Source organism: Kitasatospora sp. NPDC002227 (assembly GCF_040296285.1).
GTDB lineage: Bacteria > Actinomycetota > Actinomycetes > Streptomycetales > Streptomycetaceae > Kitasatospora.
The window spans coordinates 1-14,047 of record NZ_JBEOWY010000089.1; the positions used below are offsets into that span (position 1 = coordinate 1).

The window sequence follows — 14,047 nt, forward strand, 5'->3', positions numbered from 1 at the left end:
TCTCCAGGCCTTCGACATCGCCTTCGACGGTCGCCTCTCCGTCGGCCGCCGGTAACTCACACAACACGAGATACACCAGTCGCTGGACACACCCTCAAGATCTACCGCTGACTGAGCAGTTGTGCCTCGGCCCGTTCGAGGTCGTCCGGCGTGTCGACGGCCGTGCCCGAGTCGTGAGTGAGCACCATCTGGACCGGGTGGGAGTGTTCGAGGAATCGCAGCATCTCGACACCCTCGGCGCGTTCGAGCGAGCCTTGGCGCAGTGTGCGGAAGATGCGGAGCCCCTCCGGTGTGAACCCGTAGAGGCCGAGTTGGCGTAGGTAGGTCGGGCGGTCGCCCTTCGGATAGGGGATGGGCAGACGGGAGAACATCAGGGCGCGGTGGTCGTTGCCGGTTACGACCTTGACGACGTTGTGGTCCTGGACTGTGGCCGGGTCGCTGAGCTGTGAGCACGCGTTGACCGCGAGGACTCCCGGGGGAAGGGAGGCCAGCGCGGTGGAGACGGCGTCAATCGCAGCGGGGTCGATGAACGGCTCGTCGCCTTGGACGTTGATGTAAGCGTCGGCGTCGAGACGTTCAGCACACTCGGCGACGCGGTCGGTGCCGGTGGGGTGCCTGCCGGTCATGATCCAGGGGATGCCGTGGGCCTCGCACACGGCGGCGATTCGCCGGTCGTCGGTCGCGACGAAGGTGTGCGTAAGGGTGGTGGCCTGCAGACAGCGCTGGTAGACGTGCCAGAGGAGCGGCTTGCCGGCCAGGTCGGCGATCGGTTTGCCGGGGAAGCGGCTTGCTCCCCAGCGGCAGGGGATGACGGCGATGTGGCGGTTGGTGCCGGGCGTGGGCAGCTGTGTCTCGATGGACGGCATCGGGTTCTCCGTGGCGTGGTGCTCGGGGCGAGTGAGAGCAGCGGGCCGAGGCGACGCCTCGGGCGGCGGGTCAGGATGAGATGGCAGCGGTGACGTGGGTGAGGGCTGCGAGTTGGCGGCTCATGCCGGTCGTAAGGTCAACGGTCGGCCTGTAGCCGAGGAGCCGGCGCGCGCGGGCGAGGTCGGCCCGGGTGACTGGGACGTCGCCGTTGCGGGTGGTGTGGGCCTGAATCTCGATGGGTCGGCCGGACAGTTCCTGGGCAGACCGGATGATGTCGCGCAGCGTCGCGCCGGTACCGCCGCCGACGTTGACGACTCCGCCAGGGGCCTGAGGGGAGGCGGCGGCGATGGTGGCGGTAACGACGTCGTCGATGTACGTGAAGTCGCGCTGCTGGTGGCCGTCTCCGTAGAGCCGGAGCGGGGTGCCGGCGAGGGCGGCGTTCAGCGCGCGGTGGATGAACATGTCGGGGCGCTGGCGTGGCCCGTAGACGGTGAAATAGCGCAGGGCGACGACGGTGGTGGGGGAGCCCGGTCGGGTGGCGTGGGCGAGGCAGAGTTGTTCCTCGGCGAGTTTGGTGACCGCGTAGGGGGAGGCCGGGCGGGTGGGGTCGTTCTCGGCGCTGGGGGTGCCGTCGGTGGGGCCGTAGACGCTGGAGGAGGAGGCGACCACGAGGCGGGGGACGCGCATGGTCGTGGCGGCGGTCATGACGCGCTGGGTGGCCAGGATGTTGGAGCCGACGTAGTCGCTGAACTCCGGTCCCCAGGACGGTCGGACGCCGGGGATGCCGGCGAGGTGGAAGACCGCGTCGGCGTCGAGGAGCAGGGGTTCGACCGCGCAGGTGAGAAGGTCGGCGGTGACGTGGATGTAGGCGGGGTGGTCGAGGATCCGGGCCAGGTTGGCCGCGGCGCGCGGGTCGTAGTGGTCGCGACGGTCGACGCCGATGACGGTCGTGCCGGCGGCCAGGAGCGCTTCTGCGAGGTGGGAGCCGATGAATCCGGCCGCACCGGTGATGACGGCGCGCTGCGGGGCATGGGGTTGGGCTTGGGGCATGGAAGGGCTCCGTGGTGACGCGGGTGGTTAGGGCACGAGGCGGGCGAGGGTGGCGCGGCCGTGTTCGGTGAGGTCGTGGTCGGCGCTTTCGTGGCCTCGGACCAGGGCGGTGATGGCCTCGTAGGCGGCGAAATGGTGGAGGAGGCTCTCCTCCGCGCTGGTGAGACACCCGTAGCCGTCGAGGAAGGCCTGGCGCAGGTGCGGGGATCGGGCCCAGTGCCGAAAGGCGAGCCGGGCCAGGTCGCGGATGCGGGCGTCAGGGCGGCTGTGCTCGAAGTCGACGACGGCGAGGGTTTCACCGACACACCAGTTCCGAGGCTGGTAGTCGAGGTGGCAGATGGCGGCTTCCAAGCGCTGGTGGGTGAGCTGGTCGGCAGCCTCGCTCAGGGTCTGGTGCTCCCGAGCGGATAGGAGTTCTGCCTGGTGTGCCTTGGCGATCCAGGTGCGAAGACGGCTGCTGATCTTGCTGCTCAGGTCTGGGTCGGTGATGGCGGTAGCGGTGTGGAGCGCGCGCAGGGCGGCTCCGGCAGCGCGGTGGGCGAGCTGTTCGGCCTCCGAGCCCGGTGGCAGGGTGTCGGCGCGGCGGCCGGGAACGGCGGTGATGAGCAGGACCAGGTCGGCATGGTGCTGGGCAACCAGCCCGGGTGTTCGTGCGGCGAGATGACGGGCCCAGCCCGCGTAGGCGTTGACCTCCTGGGTGAAGCGGGCTGGTTGGTGGTGCTGCTTGGCGAAGTAGCGGGTGCCTCGGCCGTCGGCCAGGTGAAGGACGCGGTCGGGTAGGCCGGGGTCGGCGACGATCGTGACCGGGCCGATGGCCCTGCGGGCGAGGACCAGGCGCGGGTCGTCGGGGCGGGTGATCATGGTCGCCCCGGTCGAGGAGCAAAGTGGGCGGTGTTGTTGTGGCTGTGCAGGAGCCAGCGCTGCTGGCCACGCTGGTTGCGGTGATGCTGCCAGCGGGTGAGTGAGGCGTGGTCCACGGAGAATCCGTTCACGGAGCCCAGGGGGAGGCCGAGGAGCAGAGTGTGGGCTGCGATGACGGTCTCTCCGTGCGAGGCGAGGAGGAGCCGACCGGTCTGATGGCGGGTCAGGAGTTCGCGCAGGTGGGCTCCGGCACGCTGGAGGTAGCCGTTCCAGGTGTCGGCGCCTTGGGCCCACGGGGTATCGGGGCGGGTATGCGGCGCACCGCCGAATGCGTCCTTGACCTCGCGCCAGGGGCGGCCGTCGGCGTCGCCGTGCTCAGGACCGTCGAGGCCGGGATCGGTGAGCATGTCGAGGCCCATAGCGCGGGCGAGGATCTGGCCGGTCTGCTGGAGGCGGAGCCGGGGACCGGCGTACAGGGCGGTGAACGGCGAAGCGGCGTGTTCGGCGGCGAGGAGTTCGGCGGCCTGTTCGACCTGGTGGCGGCCGAGGTTGGTCCGGGCCGGTGCAGGTGGCCGGGCCGCCGACCAGACCGGCAGCGTTGCAGTGGGCCTGGCCGTGCCGCAGGAGGACGATTTCGCTGGTGATCACTGCGCCTCCTGGGCGAGGGGCTGGGGACGACCGTTGCGGTAGTGGTCGCGGGCGGCGTACGGGGCGGTCAGGGCGCGGTGCAGGAGGAGGAAGTCGTCCAGCTGGGCGGTGGTGAGGTCGCCGAGCTGCCGGCTGTGGCGACCTGCGGCGGTGTTGTAGTGCTGCACGGCGTCGTGGACGGCCTGAGGTGGCAGGGGACCGTGGCTCAGAGCGAGGGTATGGATGAGCTTGGCGAGGTCGTAGCCGAATGGGGCCAGGGTGAGGTCGTCGACGTCCACGGTGTACACGGTGCTCGCGGTGATCAGGACGTTGCGCGGGTTGGAGTCCTTGTAGAACGCGGCCAGGCCGTCGGCAGTGCGACAGAGAACACCGAGAAGAAGGTCGAGCGCTTCACGGTCGGGAAGGAAGCCCTGGAGAAGGCGACGCTCCAACGCTCGGCGGCGCGGGGAGACATAGTCGGGGAGGCTGGTTCCGTCGGCGAGCGCACGTGGTTGGTCGAGGCGGGTACCGCGTAGGTCGTACGTCCAGGCGGTGCCGTGGGCGTCGCCGAGCATGGTGGCCAGCGGGAGCAGGTCACGCGGTTCGGCGTGCCGTCCCTCGACACGGCCGAACGTCAGACTGGTCGGGGTAGCGGCGATCAGTGGCGGTTGGCGCAGGGTGGGAGCCTGCTCGGCGAGCCAGTCGTAGTGGCGGTGTGCCGCAGTGCACCGGGCCGGGTCGGAGTAGTGCTTGGTGTGGTGGCGCGGGGAGGTGCTCACTCCGCGCCTCCCCGCTGACCGTCCAGCGCCTCGCCGCTCGGTCCCGGGTGGGTCTTCAGGTGCTTCGCTGCACCTCGCGCAGCCATCGGCGGGTACGGCGCCGGCTGGTGAGTCGAACGACCTCGGCGTGGACGGCGTACTCGTCGATCTTGGCGAGGACGCGCGGGCGCATCGTGCGCCGGTAGCCGGCGACGTACCTGAGCAGTCCCCAATGGACGCGGTTGTGAACGCCGTTGCCCTTCTGTCCGCTGCCGTGCCGGAGCTGTCGAGAGAGCAGGCCCCACAGGCAGGCGAGGGTGGAAACGTCCACGAAGACCACGGTGTCGCAGGCTTCCAGTCGGATCGGCAGAGTGGAGTTGTAGTTCCCGTCGATCACCCAGCGCGGCTGGGCCACCAGGTCCCGCTGAGCCTGGGCGAACGTGTCCTTCGGCAGCTCGTTCCAGTCCTCGTCGTAGAAGACGGCATCCAGGTGTGTCACCGGCGCGTCCAGGATGCCGCCCAACGCACGGGCGACATGCGACTTGCCGCTGCCGGAGCAGCCGACGACGGCGACCTTCTTCATGGTTCTCCACAGTAGAGGGAGCGGGGAGCCTGGAACGCCCAGACCGACTTCTGGGTGCTGCAGGCGCCGCAGCGGGCAGGGGCGAAGTGCGCATCAGGCCACCGACCTGTTCCGCGTGGCCCCTGCAGCCGCGTCGATCGCCAGCTCCAGCCGCTCGATCTGGGTGCTGAGCCGGAACAGGTTGAGACGCTCCAGAGAGTCGGCGAGAAGATGGGCGTGCTGGGCCGTGCCGGACTGCTCACGCAGCTCCCGGAGAACGCGGGTGACCTGGGGGCCGTCGCGGACGATGAGCTGCGGCGGTACGAACCGATGGACGTCGCGGATGGTGTCGGGAGCCAGCGGTAGGCACCCAGCCAGAACCGCTTCGAACTGCCGCTGGGTCAGCTGCCCGACCGCCGCGTATCGGTCGGGCAGCAGCAGCACTGTGGCCAAGGCCCGGCCGTGCAGGTGAGCGATCTCGGGGAACGGCTTGCGACCGGTGAAACGGACGTGGGGCCACCGGGCGGTGTCGGTCCACTTGCCGACGACCTGGTGGTCGACGTGGGCAGCGGCCGGCGCGAAGAAGCGGTCGAAAGCGTCGTCGCGGTCGTACTGGTTGCCCGCGTAGACGAGCGTCACGTCCCGCGAGGCCGCAGCCAGCTCGTGAGGATCGGCGGCATCGAGGACGGCATCAGCGACGGGGAACAGCAGCTGGTGCGCGCCGCGAGTGGGATGCCATGCGGGTTCGCAGACCACCACGCCCGGGGTTCGTCGCCAGGCACTGTCGGTGCGCAGTTGGCGGTCCTTGTCCCAGATCACAGTCGGGGTGCCCCGTAGCCCGGTATAGCGCTGGAGCAGCGACGCCTGCCGGTGGAGGTCGCACGTGTGTCCCGGAGTGTTGCAGGCAGTGGTGTTGCGCCCCTCGATCCGCCAACGCCACTCCACCACCAGGGCGTCCAGCTCAGGGTATCCACCGTCGAAGGTGTACGGGGCGCCGATCGGGTCGTCGGCTTCGAGCCGGTCCCGGTCCGGTTGGAGGAACACGATCTCGTGGCCGCGTTCGGCCAGGCCTTGGATCAGCGGCAGACGGTGGCTGCGCCCGCCGTCGGGGGTATCGGTGATACCGGCGCCCAGGAACCCCCAGAAGCTGTAACCGATCCTCACTTGGTGACCCACCTTCCCTCGATCAGCAGGGCGTCCAGCCCGGAGTTGGCCAGGCAGTCCAGGGCCATGGCCGGGGTACCGCAGATCGGCTGACCCTTGACGTTGAGCGAGGTGTTGATGAGCACCGGGACACCGGTCCGGCGGCCGAACGCCGTCAGGACGGCGTGGACGAAAGGGTTCAGCTCCTTGGTGACGGTTTGCAGGCGGGCGGTGTCGTTGGCGTGGACGACGGCGGGAACGAGTTCGCGGGTGGTGGCGGTGACGCGGGAGGCCATGGACATGAACGGGGCGGTCTGGCCGAGGGTGAAGAACTCGCCCGCATGCTCGGCCGGCACCATCGGGGCGAAGGGCCGGAACGGTTCGCGGTACTTCACCGTGGCGTTCAGGCGCTCGACCACACCCGGCTCCAGCGGCGATGCAAGAATCGACCGGTTGCCCAGCGCCCGGGGGCCGGCCTCGATCCGGCCCTGGAAGAGGCCGACGATCAGGCCTCGGGCGAGCTGCTCGGCCAGGTGCTCGGCAGGATCGCCTTGCGGCGTCTCCTCCCGCAAGCCGGGCCAACTGTGCAGTTCCAGCTCGGGCGTGGGGTAGGCGGGGCCGAGGTAGCAGGCGCCCGATACGCCGGTGATCGGTCGTGGGGAGGCGGCGTCCGTGTGGACGGCGATGGCGGCTCCGATGGCAGTGCCTGCGTCGCCGGGGGCCGGGGGCACGAAGACCTCGTCGAAGATTCCTTCGTCGATGATCCGGCCGATGCTGACGCAGTTGGTGGCCACGCCCCCGCCCACGCACAGGCGTCGGGAGCCGGTCAGCTGTCGTGCCGTTCGTGCCAGGTGGAGCATCACCTGCTCGGTGCGCTCCTGCAGTGCGGCGGCGAGGTCCTGGTGGACCTGAGTGACGGGTTGGCCCGACAGCCTCGGAGGGCAGGTCTTCAGCGCGAACAGCGGGGAGGTCCGAGGGTAGCCGGAGGTCAGGACGCGGGGCGGGAACAGCGTCGGGTCGACGGTGAACCCACGGCTGGTGGTGCGGACCGCGCGGGCCAACAGTGGCCGGAACCGCGCAGGGTCGCCGAGCGCGGCCAGCGCCATGACGGTCCCCTCCTCATCGCCACGACGCCAGCCCAGATGCTCGGTGACTGCGCCGTAGACATACCCGAGGGACGCGGGGTCCAGGACCTCGTGCGCGGTGTGGGTGAGTGGCAACCCCCTGACGTCCAGGTGGCCTCGCGCGATCGTGGTGGTCTGCCGTTCACCCAAGCTGTCCACGACCAGGACGGCGGACTCGTGCCAGCCGGAGGCGGCGAACGCGGCCAACTGGTGGGCGCGGTGGTGCAGCACCGGAGTCACCAGGGCGGCCGGGAACCGGGCGGCCAGGTGGGTGAGGCGCTGCCGCGTGCGGCGTCCGACCTTCGCGAAGCCTGCTGCCCGCAACAGGGAGCGCGACCGGGTTGAGGATGAGAGCGCCATGGCGAGCGCGCTGGGGATCTCAGTCAGGTACGGGCCCGGCTGGAAGTTGTAGGCGACCGCCTCCACGTCGCCCGCCTTGATGCCGGCCTGTTCGAGCAGCCACTCGACGGCGAGTTCCGGATACCGCTTGGTGTGCTTGAGCCCGGACAGCCGCTCCTCCTCAACGAAGCCGACCAACTCACCGTCCATGAGCAGCGCGGCGGACGAGTCGTGGGTGAACGAGCACAGGCCCAGGATCACCGAAGGCGTATCGGTCATCGTGTTCACCTCGCTCCGACCGCTGCGGGCTGCGAGGACCCGGCCCGGCGGCGGACCAGTTCGTCGTACCAGACCAGCAACGCGCTCCCCAACGAGCCTCCGAGAGCGGAGGCGGCTTCGCGGGCCTGGTCTCGCTCGGCGGCGGTCCACAGCCGGTAGCTGCGGAGCGTGGCCGCCATGGCATCCCAGCCCGGGTGACCCGTCGTCACACCGTCGCGCACCGAAGTCAGTAGGTCGTCGAACCCGCGCCATGGCACGGCCAGAGCGGGAAGGCTGTATCCCGCCGCCGGGGTCTCGGTATCAGCCTGATCGAGGTTGCTGTCGTAGATGTGCAGCGAGTCGATGTGGTGGTGGTAGTCGCCGAGGTCGGCGTCCAGCCAGCCCGCCACCAGCTCCTGGATCGTGGTGAAGCTGAACAGGTCGTACGGCATGCCGGTCCAGACGTCCTGGCTGCGCATCGTGGTGGACATGTGCAGACGGCCCTCGCGCAAGTGGAACCGGAAGGCGAGCGTGCACGGCACGTCCTTGTGGCCGATGGCGTCGCGGCTGGGGTCGTAGAGCTGGATGACGGCGCGTCGGGAGTCCGGGTCGGATTTCAGGAGGGAGACCACGCGCTCCAACTGGTCCACACCACCCCAGCTTCGCATGCGAGGCCCGTAGGCTCCGCGCAGAACGCCCTCGTCCGCGTACCGGGCCAGGCGGCCGTTGTAGTCGTAGATCCACGGTGCGTCCGAACCGGACAGGATCCACACCGTCTCGGCCACCGCGTAGGCGGGGTTCAGAACCCGGGCCGGCGGAGCCAGCAGCAGCCGGGCACGAGGACGGGTGATCCGCATGCTCACGTCCAGTACCTCCCGGGTGGGCATGCCCCTCGGGCTCGTCTGCCGACCGGACTTCGCGAGCGTGACCGCTTGCGTGAACAGGTCCCCGACGGTCTCGGCGGTCAGGTTCGTCATCGGTGGTGCGCTCCTTCTTCTTCCCCGACGCCCAGCTGCGCGGCCTCGGGACGGGCGTGTTCGGATCGGGGAGTCGAACTCCGCTGGTGGGAAGCGGAGATGACGAGTTCGGCGATGTCCGCCGAGGTGGTGCCGCGCCAGTAGCAGACGGAGTCGCGAGCGCTTTGATCGACCGCAGCGGGGCCGGCGTCGAGCGCGGCAGCGATCGCGTCACCGTCGGAGCAGGCGGCGGCTACGCCCTGCTCAGCCAGGCCCAGGCACGGATCACCGTCGCGGATGAGTTCCAGGACGGGCACACCCAGCAGCACCGCTTCCAGGCCACAGGTGGACGCGACGCTGACGACCGCGTCGGCACCGGCCAGACAGCCGCGTGCCCCGATGCTCGTGTCGACCACCGCTACCGGCGCCGGAGCGACCCGGTGCTTCAACTCCTCGAAAACTGCTGGGTCCTGAGCCGGGTGGGGTGCGATCACCAGAGCCCAGCGATCCTTGGCCGCAAGCAGGCCGCTCCGGATCATGTCCGCCTGAGCGGACAACCGCTCCGGGCTGAAGGGCTGGCAGGCCCATACGAGTCTGCGCAAGGAGCCTTCGACTCCTCTTGTGGGTAACAGCCCGTCGAGGTAGCTGCGTTGGGTGACGGGATGTGAGCCGGTCAGAGCGTCGAACCGCGGTTGTCCAAGGACGTGGACCCGCGCCTTGGGGTGCCGGGCCCATTCCTGGGCCAGCAGGGCATCGCGCTGACCCATCACGACGAGGTGCTGGCTGTGCAGGGACGGCCGGGAGACCGCATCGGCCGTCCACGCCCCGTGTTGGACGTTGACGGTCGCCGCTCCGTGCCGCTCGGCCGCGTGGACTGCCAAGGCGCCGAGTGGGCTGATGTCGTTGCTGAGCAGCACGGTGTGCGGGCTCGCAGCGGCCAGTCGAGCGTTGAGCCAGCGCTCGACGGCCTCAACGGCGGCCCATGATGGTTGAGTGCAGCCGGCTGTCAGCGCCAGCAGCATGGTGGCAAGGTGCTCCACCCGGTCGAGGTGGATGTGGTGGCCGGCGACATCCACCGTGCGGGTGCCAGGCGGCACCATCCGGTCGGCGGCCGCCCCGGGGATCGTCCCGACCTCGGCGAGCAGTTCCGCCGGTACCCGGCACAGGCCGATCCGTCCCTGGGTAGCGTTCGGAACGCGCTGACCGGGCTCCGTGGCCAGGTCCAGCACCGCGCTGGAGTGACCGCGAACGCCGAGCTGCTCCAGCACGGGTAGCAGGGTTTCCCAGTGGCGCGAGGACCAGGACAGCGCGAGCACCTCGGCTCGGCTGACGAGACCGGAAAGCCGCTCGACGGCGTCCACCGAGCCCTGGACAGAGACGAGTTGGGGAGCATAAGGCGGGTTGTGGACGAGGTCCGCACCGAGGGCGTAGGCCACGCCCGACCAGGTGATGGTGTAGGCGCGGTACTCGCTGAAGCTGCTGGGCCGCAGGCTGATCAGCGCCTCTCCCGACGTCGGCTCCAACGGACCGGGGTCGTGGCCGAAGGCGGCAGCTGACGAAATCGCCATGACCTTGCGCACCAACTGGTTGACCAGCCGCCGCACCGGGATGTCCTGGACGTACAGCCATTGCGCACCACCGGGCGTCGCGGCAGCGTTGGCGCAGGCCAGTTCGAGGGCGGTCATTACGCGCTGGGTGTGGTGCCGGACGTCCCGACGGTCGAGCTCAGGGATTGCCTGGTCGGATCCACCCGGCCTCGTCATCGCGCCTCCACGAGTTGTGGCGCGATCTCTGCTTCGCCCTGGAGTAGCTCCAGCAGATCGGCGGGGACCTGTGCGATCGGTGGTGCCGGTTCGTCCGGCCTGCCGTAGCCCCATCCGGCGTGGACGTACGCAACCCCGGCTCGTCGCGCGCACTCTTGGTCGACGGCCATGTCTCCGACGTACACGGCCTGGGCGGGGTCGAGGCGCAGGTCGAGCAGCGCCGTCAGGAGCGGGTCGGGCGCGGGCTTTCCACGCTCGCGGCCTGGAGTGCGTACGGTGGCGAACGGGGTTCCCGTTCGTGCCAGAAGCGGCTCGGCGCGGTGCAGCGGCTTTGACGTCACCACGCCCAGAGTCCAACCTCGGCGGACGAGGGCGTGGAGTACGTCGAACATGCCCGCGAACGGCCGTGCCCGGTCGGCCGCCAAGGCGCATGATTGCTCGTAGGCCGCCAGCAGAATATCGGCGTTGGGAAGCCCAAGTAGCCGCATGATGTCGTGGAACGGGCGGCCGAGGTGCTCCTGGTAGGCCGCGAACGGCAGTGAGACGCTGTGTTCCTGCTGCACCGCCGCCCAGCCCACCTCCATGACGGGCAGCGTGTCCCAGAGGACCCCGTCCAGATCCAGCAGCAGAGCCCGTCGCTGACGTTCCGCGGTCTTCACAATGTGATGTTCCAGCGGGTTCATGCCCGTCTCCTTCATGTCGGTCCTGCTGAAGTCCGGTCGTGCAGCCCACGGAGAGTGAGTTCTCCGTTCTCGTCGGGGTGCGATTGGTCACGGGAGGTGTCGGGATGGGGAAAGCCCGGCGGCCACACCCACGAGGTGAGCGGTTCGCCCAGGGCTCGGTAGAGCCGTCGCGATCCGGTGAAGGCGCTTCGGGCGTGCAGCCAGCGGTGGTTGTCGAGCAGGAATGCCTGGCCGGTGCCCAGACGGAAGCTCTGGCGGTGACGATCGATGGCGGCGCGGAGCACCGGGAGGTGCGCGCCGGCGTCGGGGGAGAACCGCGCCAGGGTGTCCAGCCGCAGGCGCAGCTGCATTCGGCCGGGCGCGACCGGGCTGAAGATCGAACTCAGACAACCGTTGGCGCCTCCGAAGAACGCGCTGCGTGGGGCCGAGAGTGCGGTGAACGCGTCCGGGTGCTCCGTGGCGAGATCGGCCAACACTGCCGCGCCGTCGACCAGAGTGCTGACACCGCCGGCATCGGCGGGCCGCGAGCAGGCGAGCAGCATTAGGCGCGGGGGCATAGCGGCTGCCGAGCGCTCGGTGTGCGGCAGGACCTCGCCGCTGCCGAGCCCTGCGAAGCCAGGACGGTCGGTGTGGCGGCCGGTGTCCCGGATGACGGTCAGACCGTCGGGATCGCTGTCGGGGTGGTGTGTGAGCGTCATCAGCGAACGAGCGGTGGTGAGCACTGCGGCGCGCGCAGCCAGTCCGTCGAGAAGTACCAGGCCGTCGCGGCGGATCCGTTCGGTGATCTGGGCCAGCGAATCCGGATGCCTGTCGCCGAAGCGGTGCTGCAACGAAGCGGACAAGGAGGTGCCCTTCTGTCATTGAGCCATGTGGCGGGGAAGGACTTCACACTGTCGGGGTACCGGTCGGCATCCGTACAGTGACTAACTGTCAACCCTGCTTCTGCCGCTCCGGCCGGGGCTGATTCTGCATCAGGTGCTACGTTCGGCGGGCCAATGGCAACCGGCGCAACGCGAAGGAAGCAATGAACGACTCCCAGTACGTCCCGCGCACGTTCCCAATCTCGGTCAAGGGCGTCGTCCTCGACCACCTCGACCGAGTCCTGCTGCTCAAGAACGAGCGCGAGGAGTGGGAACTCCCAGGTGGAAAACTTGGCCTCGGTGAGGAGCCGGCCGATTGCGCGGTGCGGGAAGTCCACGAGGAGAGCGGTTGGCGCACCGAGGCCGGACCGCTGCTGGACGTCTGGATGTACGAGCCGATCCCCGGCCGCCACGTCTTCATCGTCACCTACGGCTGCCGACAGCTCGGACTGCAGGAAGCCCCGGTGGTCAGTAGCGAGCACAAGGAAGTCGGGCTCTTCACCAGGGACGAGGTGGAGGGGCTCGTGATGCCCCAGGGCTACAAGGACTCCATCGCCCACTGGTACGCGCACCAGGATCTCGGCTGAGTGGACATGGCGGTGCCCGACTACGCGGCGCCTTCCGTCACGAGTGCCGCGGCGCTCTGGCGCTGGGCCACCCCACAGGCCGAACGCGTACTGGAAAGTCACCGGCTCGGCGAAATCCTCAGGTACCACCGTGCGGTCAACGGCATTTCGCAGACCACCCTCGGAGCTGCCCTCGGCTACGACAAGACGTACATCTCGCTGCTGGAGAACGGTCGCCGTACCATCCTCGACCTGCCCTCGCTGCGTCACATCGCCCGGACCTTGGGCCTGCCGGCACACGCCCTGGGCGCCACGGATCCGGTCGACGCCGACTTCGCCGCCATGCTGCAATTCGGGGACTCCACCGTGCGGCTCGCGGAGATCGCTCGGCAGAGCGGCAACGCGACCGCAGCCGTGAACGAACTGTGGCCCTTGGTGGCCCGGCTGGAGGCGCGCACTGCAGACAACCACCTTTCGCGAGCCGCGCTGGCGCTGCTTGCCCGAGCCCGGGTAGGGCTCGGCGTGGCGCTGGGCCACGTCCTTCCGGAGGAACGGCTCGTGACGGCGGCCCGCTGGACCGGCGCCGGTGTTTCGCTGGCCCGCCACCTGGACGACCGGGCCTTCCACGCGTTCGCTTTGCGGATGCACGGGAACGAGCTTCGGAAAGCCGGGCTGCACGAGCCCGCGCTCGATCGGCTTCGCCGAGCCCGCTCGATCGCCTCGACACTTGGGGACAAGGCAGCTGCGGTCGCACTTCTGGCCCGGGCCGCCGGCGCCGCCAACCGTCCGGCGCTCTTCGACGAGACCATCGAGGAGGGGCGGAGGCTGCTCGACCAAGCGCCACACGGGGCGCTGTTCAACGCCTTTGCCCTGCACGAGATCCAGCTGCGCGGTCTCGTAGCAACCGGCCGCACGGGACAAGCCGCTGGGCTGATCAAGAACGCGCCGGAGCCCACCCAGCACACCACACCCCAGTGGCGCATCATCGAGCACATCACCGCTGGACGCGTAATGCTGCTGCGTGGCGATTCGGGCGCGGCGGAGGAGCGGTTGCGTGCCGGCCTCGAAGGGGCGCAGGCTCATCGTCTGCCCCACCAGCTCCAACGGGTGCTCCGCGCCAGCACGTTGCTTCCCGACCTGCGTCACCGGGCTGTGCTGGCGCTGCGCGACGTAGAAGCCGAAGCGGCGACCTGACTTCTGGCTCGCTCGTCGATAACTGACGGGAGGACAGGCGGACCGAGGAACGGGCCTCATGCAGCATCGGCCTTCGGAACGGCCCACACGACCTTGCCGCCCGGCGCCGGATGCCAGCCCCACGCGGTGCTGAGCGCCTCGACCAGTAGGAGGCCACGCCCGTTCTCGGCGAAATCGTCGGAGGGGCGACGACGAGGCATGGCGGGAGACTGATCGAAAACCTCGATCAGCAATTCACCGGCCATCAACTGGGCGACCAGCGTGATGACACCCGTAATGACGGATGCCGCGACGGCATTGGCGACGAGTTCGGTGAGGATCAGTTCGGCGTTGCCCCGACCTGGGCTTTACCCCGTGGTGTGGACACTTCTGAGAAGCGGATCTTCGGGTCCGTGGAGAGGATGTCCTCATCGGTACTGCGAGGTACTCGGGGGAG

General features: G+C 69.4%; 15 protein-coding genes. 2 read left to right on the forward strand and 13 right to left on the reverse strand.

Features of this window, described 5'->3' with window-relative positions:
* Nucleotides 1–101: 101 nt before the first annotated feature.
* From ABT095_RS37560 to ABT095_RS37615, 12 genes are all read right to left on the reverse strand, one after another.
* Nucleotides 102–866 carry a 3-deoxy-manno-octulosonate cytidylyltransferase gene (locus ABT095_RS37560; protein WP_350534116.1) on the reverse strand — a complete coding sequence of 255 codons (765 nt, stop codon included), beginning with the start codon at nucleotides 864–866 and terminating at the stop codon, nucleotides 102–104.
* A gap of 70 nt (nucleotides 867–936) precedes the next feature.
* The gene (locus tag ABT095_RS37565; protein WP_350534117.1) at nucleotides 937–1,917 is read right to left on the reverse strand and encodes an NAD-dependent epimerase/dehydratase family protein; all 981 of its coding nucleotides are present in this window, start codon (nucleotides 1,915–1,917) and stop codon (nucleotides 937–939) included.
* 27 nt (nucleotides 1,918–1,944) lie between these two features.
* A complete protein-coding gene (locus ABT095_RS37570) occupies nucleotides 1,945–2,778 on the reverse strand; it encodes a phosphotransferase (RefSeq protein ID WP_350534118.1) in 834 nt (277 codons plus the stop codon).
* The gene (locus tag ABT095_RS37575; RefSeq protein ID WP_350534128.1) at nucleotides 2,775–3,374 is read right to left on the reverse strand and encodes a histidine phosphatase family protein; all 600 of its coding nucleotides are present in this window, start codon (nucleotides 3,372–3,374) and stop codon (nucleotides 2,775–2,777) included. Before ABT095_RS37575 ends, ABT095_RS37570 begins: the two co-directional genes overlap by 4 nt.
* Nucleotides 3,375–3,422: 48 nt before the next feature.
* Nucleotides 3,423–4,184: a phosphotransferase gene (locus ABT095_RS37580; protein WP_350534119.1), complete on the reverse strand. Its 762-nt coding sequence runs from the start codon at nucleotides 4,182–4,184 to the stop codon at nucleotides 3,423–3,425.
* A 55-nt stretch (nucleotides 4,185–4,239) separates the two neighbouring features.
* A complete protein-coding gene (locus ABT095_RS37585) occupies nucleotides 4,240–4,746 on the reverse strand; it encodes a P-loop NTPase family protein (RefSeq protein ID WP_350534120.1) in 507 nt (168 codons plus the stop codon).
* Between the two features lie 93 nt (nucleotides 4,747–4,839).
* Nucleotides 4,840–5,889 (reverse strand): CgeB family protein, encoded by a 1,050-nt coding sequence (locus ABT095_RS37590; RefSeq protein ID WP_350534121.1) that lies wholly within the window; start codon nucleotides 5,887–5,889, stop codon nucleotides 4,840–4,842.
* Complete coding sequence (locus ABT095_RS37595) at nucleotides 5,886–7,610, reverse strand: carbamoyltransferase family protein (protein ID WP_350534122.1); 1,725 nt, start codon at nucleotides 7,608–7,610, stop codon at nucleotides 5,886–5,888. Before ABT095_RS37595 ends, ABT095_RS37590 begins: the two co-directional genes overlap by 4 nt.
* A 5-nt stretch (nucleotides 7,611–7,615) precedes the next feature.
* Complete coding sequence (locus tag ABT095_RS37600) at nucleotides 7,616–8,566, reverse strand: thymidylate synthase (protein WP_350534123.1); 951 nt, start codon at nucleotides 8,564–8,566, stop codon at nucleotides 7,616–7,618.
* Entirely contained in the window at nucleotides 8,563–10,230 is a 1,668-nt protein-coding gene (locus ABT095_RS37605) for a hypothetical protein (RefSeq protein ID WP_350534124.1), read from the reverse strand. The genes ABT095_RS37600 and ABT095_RS37605 overlap by 4 nt, the downstream gene beginning before the upstream one ends.
* Nucleotides 10,231–10,304: 74 nt before the next feature.
* A complete protein-coding gene (locus ABT095_RS37610; protein ID WP_350534125.1) occupies nucleotides 10,305–10,991 on the reverse strand; it encodes an HAD family hydrolase in 687 nt (228 codons plus the stop codon).
* 11 nt (nucleotides 10,992–11,002) lie between these two features.
* The gene (locus ABT095_RS37615; RefSeq protein WP_350534126.1) at nucleotides 11,003–11,833 is read right to left on the reverse strand and encodes a TauD/TfdA family dioxygenase; all 831 of its coding nucleotides are present in this window, start codon (nucleotides 11,831–11,833) and stop codon (nucleotides 11,003–11,005) included.
* Between the two features lie 182 nt (nucleotides 11,834–12,015).
* Here ABT095_RS37615 and ABT095_RS37620 point away from each other — a divergent pair, with 182 nt between their 5' ends.
* Nucleotides 12,016–12,438 carry an NUDIX hydrolase gene (locus ABT095_RS37620; RefSeq protein WP_350534127.1) on the forward strand — a complete coding sequence of 141 codons (423 nt, stop codon included), beginning with the start codon at nucleotides 12,016–12,018 and terminating at the stop codon, nucleotides 12,436–12,438.
* A 6-nt stretch (nucleotides 12,439–12,444) separates the two neighbouring features.
* Nucleotides 12,445–13,611, forward strand: a complete 1,167-nt coding sequence (locus ABT095_RS37625) for a helix-turn-helix domain-containing protein (RefSeq protein ID WP_350534129.1) — start codon at nucleotides 12,445–12,447, stop codon at nucleotides 13,609–13,611.
* A gap of 56 nt (nucleotides 13,612–13,667) precedes the next feature.
* Here ABT095_RS37625 and ABT095_RS37630 read toward each other — a convergent pair whose 3' ends face one another.
* Nucleotides 13,668–13,934: an ATP-binding protein gene (locus tag ABT095_RS37630; RefSeq protein WP_350534130.1), complete on the reverse strand. Its 267-nt coding sequence runs from the start codon at nucleotides 13,932–13,934 to the stop codon at nucleotides 13,668–13,670.
* Between the last annotated feature and the right edge of the window lie 113 nt (nucleotides 13,935–14,047).

Bases quoted from the DNA above. Each gene is read 5' to 3' on its own strand.
- ABT095_RS37610 (WP_350534125.1), bottom strand. From the start codon at position 10,991: ATGAACCCGCTGGAACATCACATTGTGAAGACCGCGGAACGTCAGCGA.
- ABT095_RS37605 (WP_350534124.1), bottom strand. From the start codon at position 10,230: ATGACCGCCCTCGAACTGGCCTGCGCCAACGCTGCCGCGACGCCCGGT.
- ABT095_RS37595 (WP_350534122.1), bottom strand. From the start codon at position 7,610: ATGACCGATACGCCTTCGGTGATCCTGGGCCTGTGCTCGTTCACCCAC.
- ABT095_RS37625 (WP_350534129.1), top strand. From the start codon at position 12,445: ATGGCGGTGCCCGACTACGCGGCGCCTTCCGTCACGAGTGCCGCGGCG.
- ABT095_RS37570 (WP_350534118.1), bottom strand. From the start codon at position 2,778: ATGATCACCCGCCCCGACGACCCGCGCCTGGTCCTCGCCCGCAGGGCC.
- ABT095_RS37600 (WP_350534123.1), bottom strand. From the start codon at position 8,566: ATGACGAACCTGACCGCCGAGACCGTCGGGGACCTGTTCACGCAAGCG.
- ABT095_RS37560 (WP_350534116.1), bottom strand. From the start codon at position 866: ATGCCGTCCATCGAGACACAGCTGCCCACGCCCGGCACCAACCGCCAC.
- ABT095_RS37565 (WP_350534117.1), bottom strand. From the start codon at position 1,917: ATGCCCCAAGCCCAACCCCATGCCCCGCAGCGCGCCGTCATCACCGGT.
- ABT095_RS37620 (WP_350534127.1), top strand. From the start codon at position 12,016: ATGAACGACTCCCAGTACGTCCCGCGCACGTTCCCAATCTCGGTCAAG.
- ABT095_RS37585 (WP_350534120.1), bottom strand. From the start codon at position 4,746: ATGAAGAAGGTCGCCGTCGTCGGCTGCTCCGGCAGCGGCAAGTCGCAT.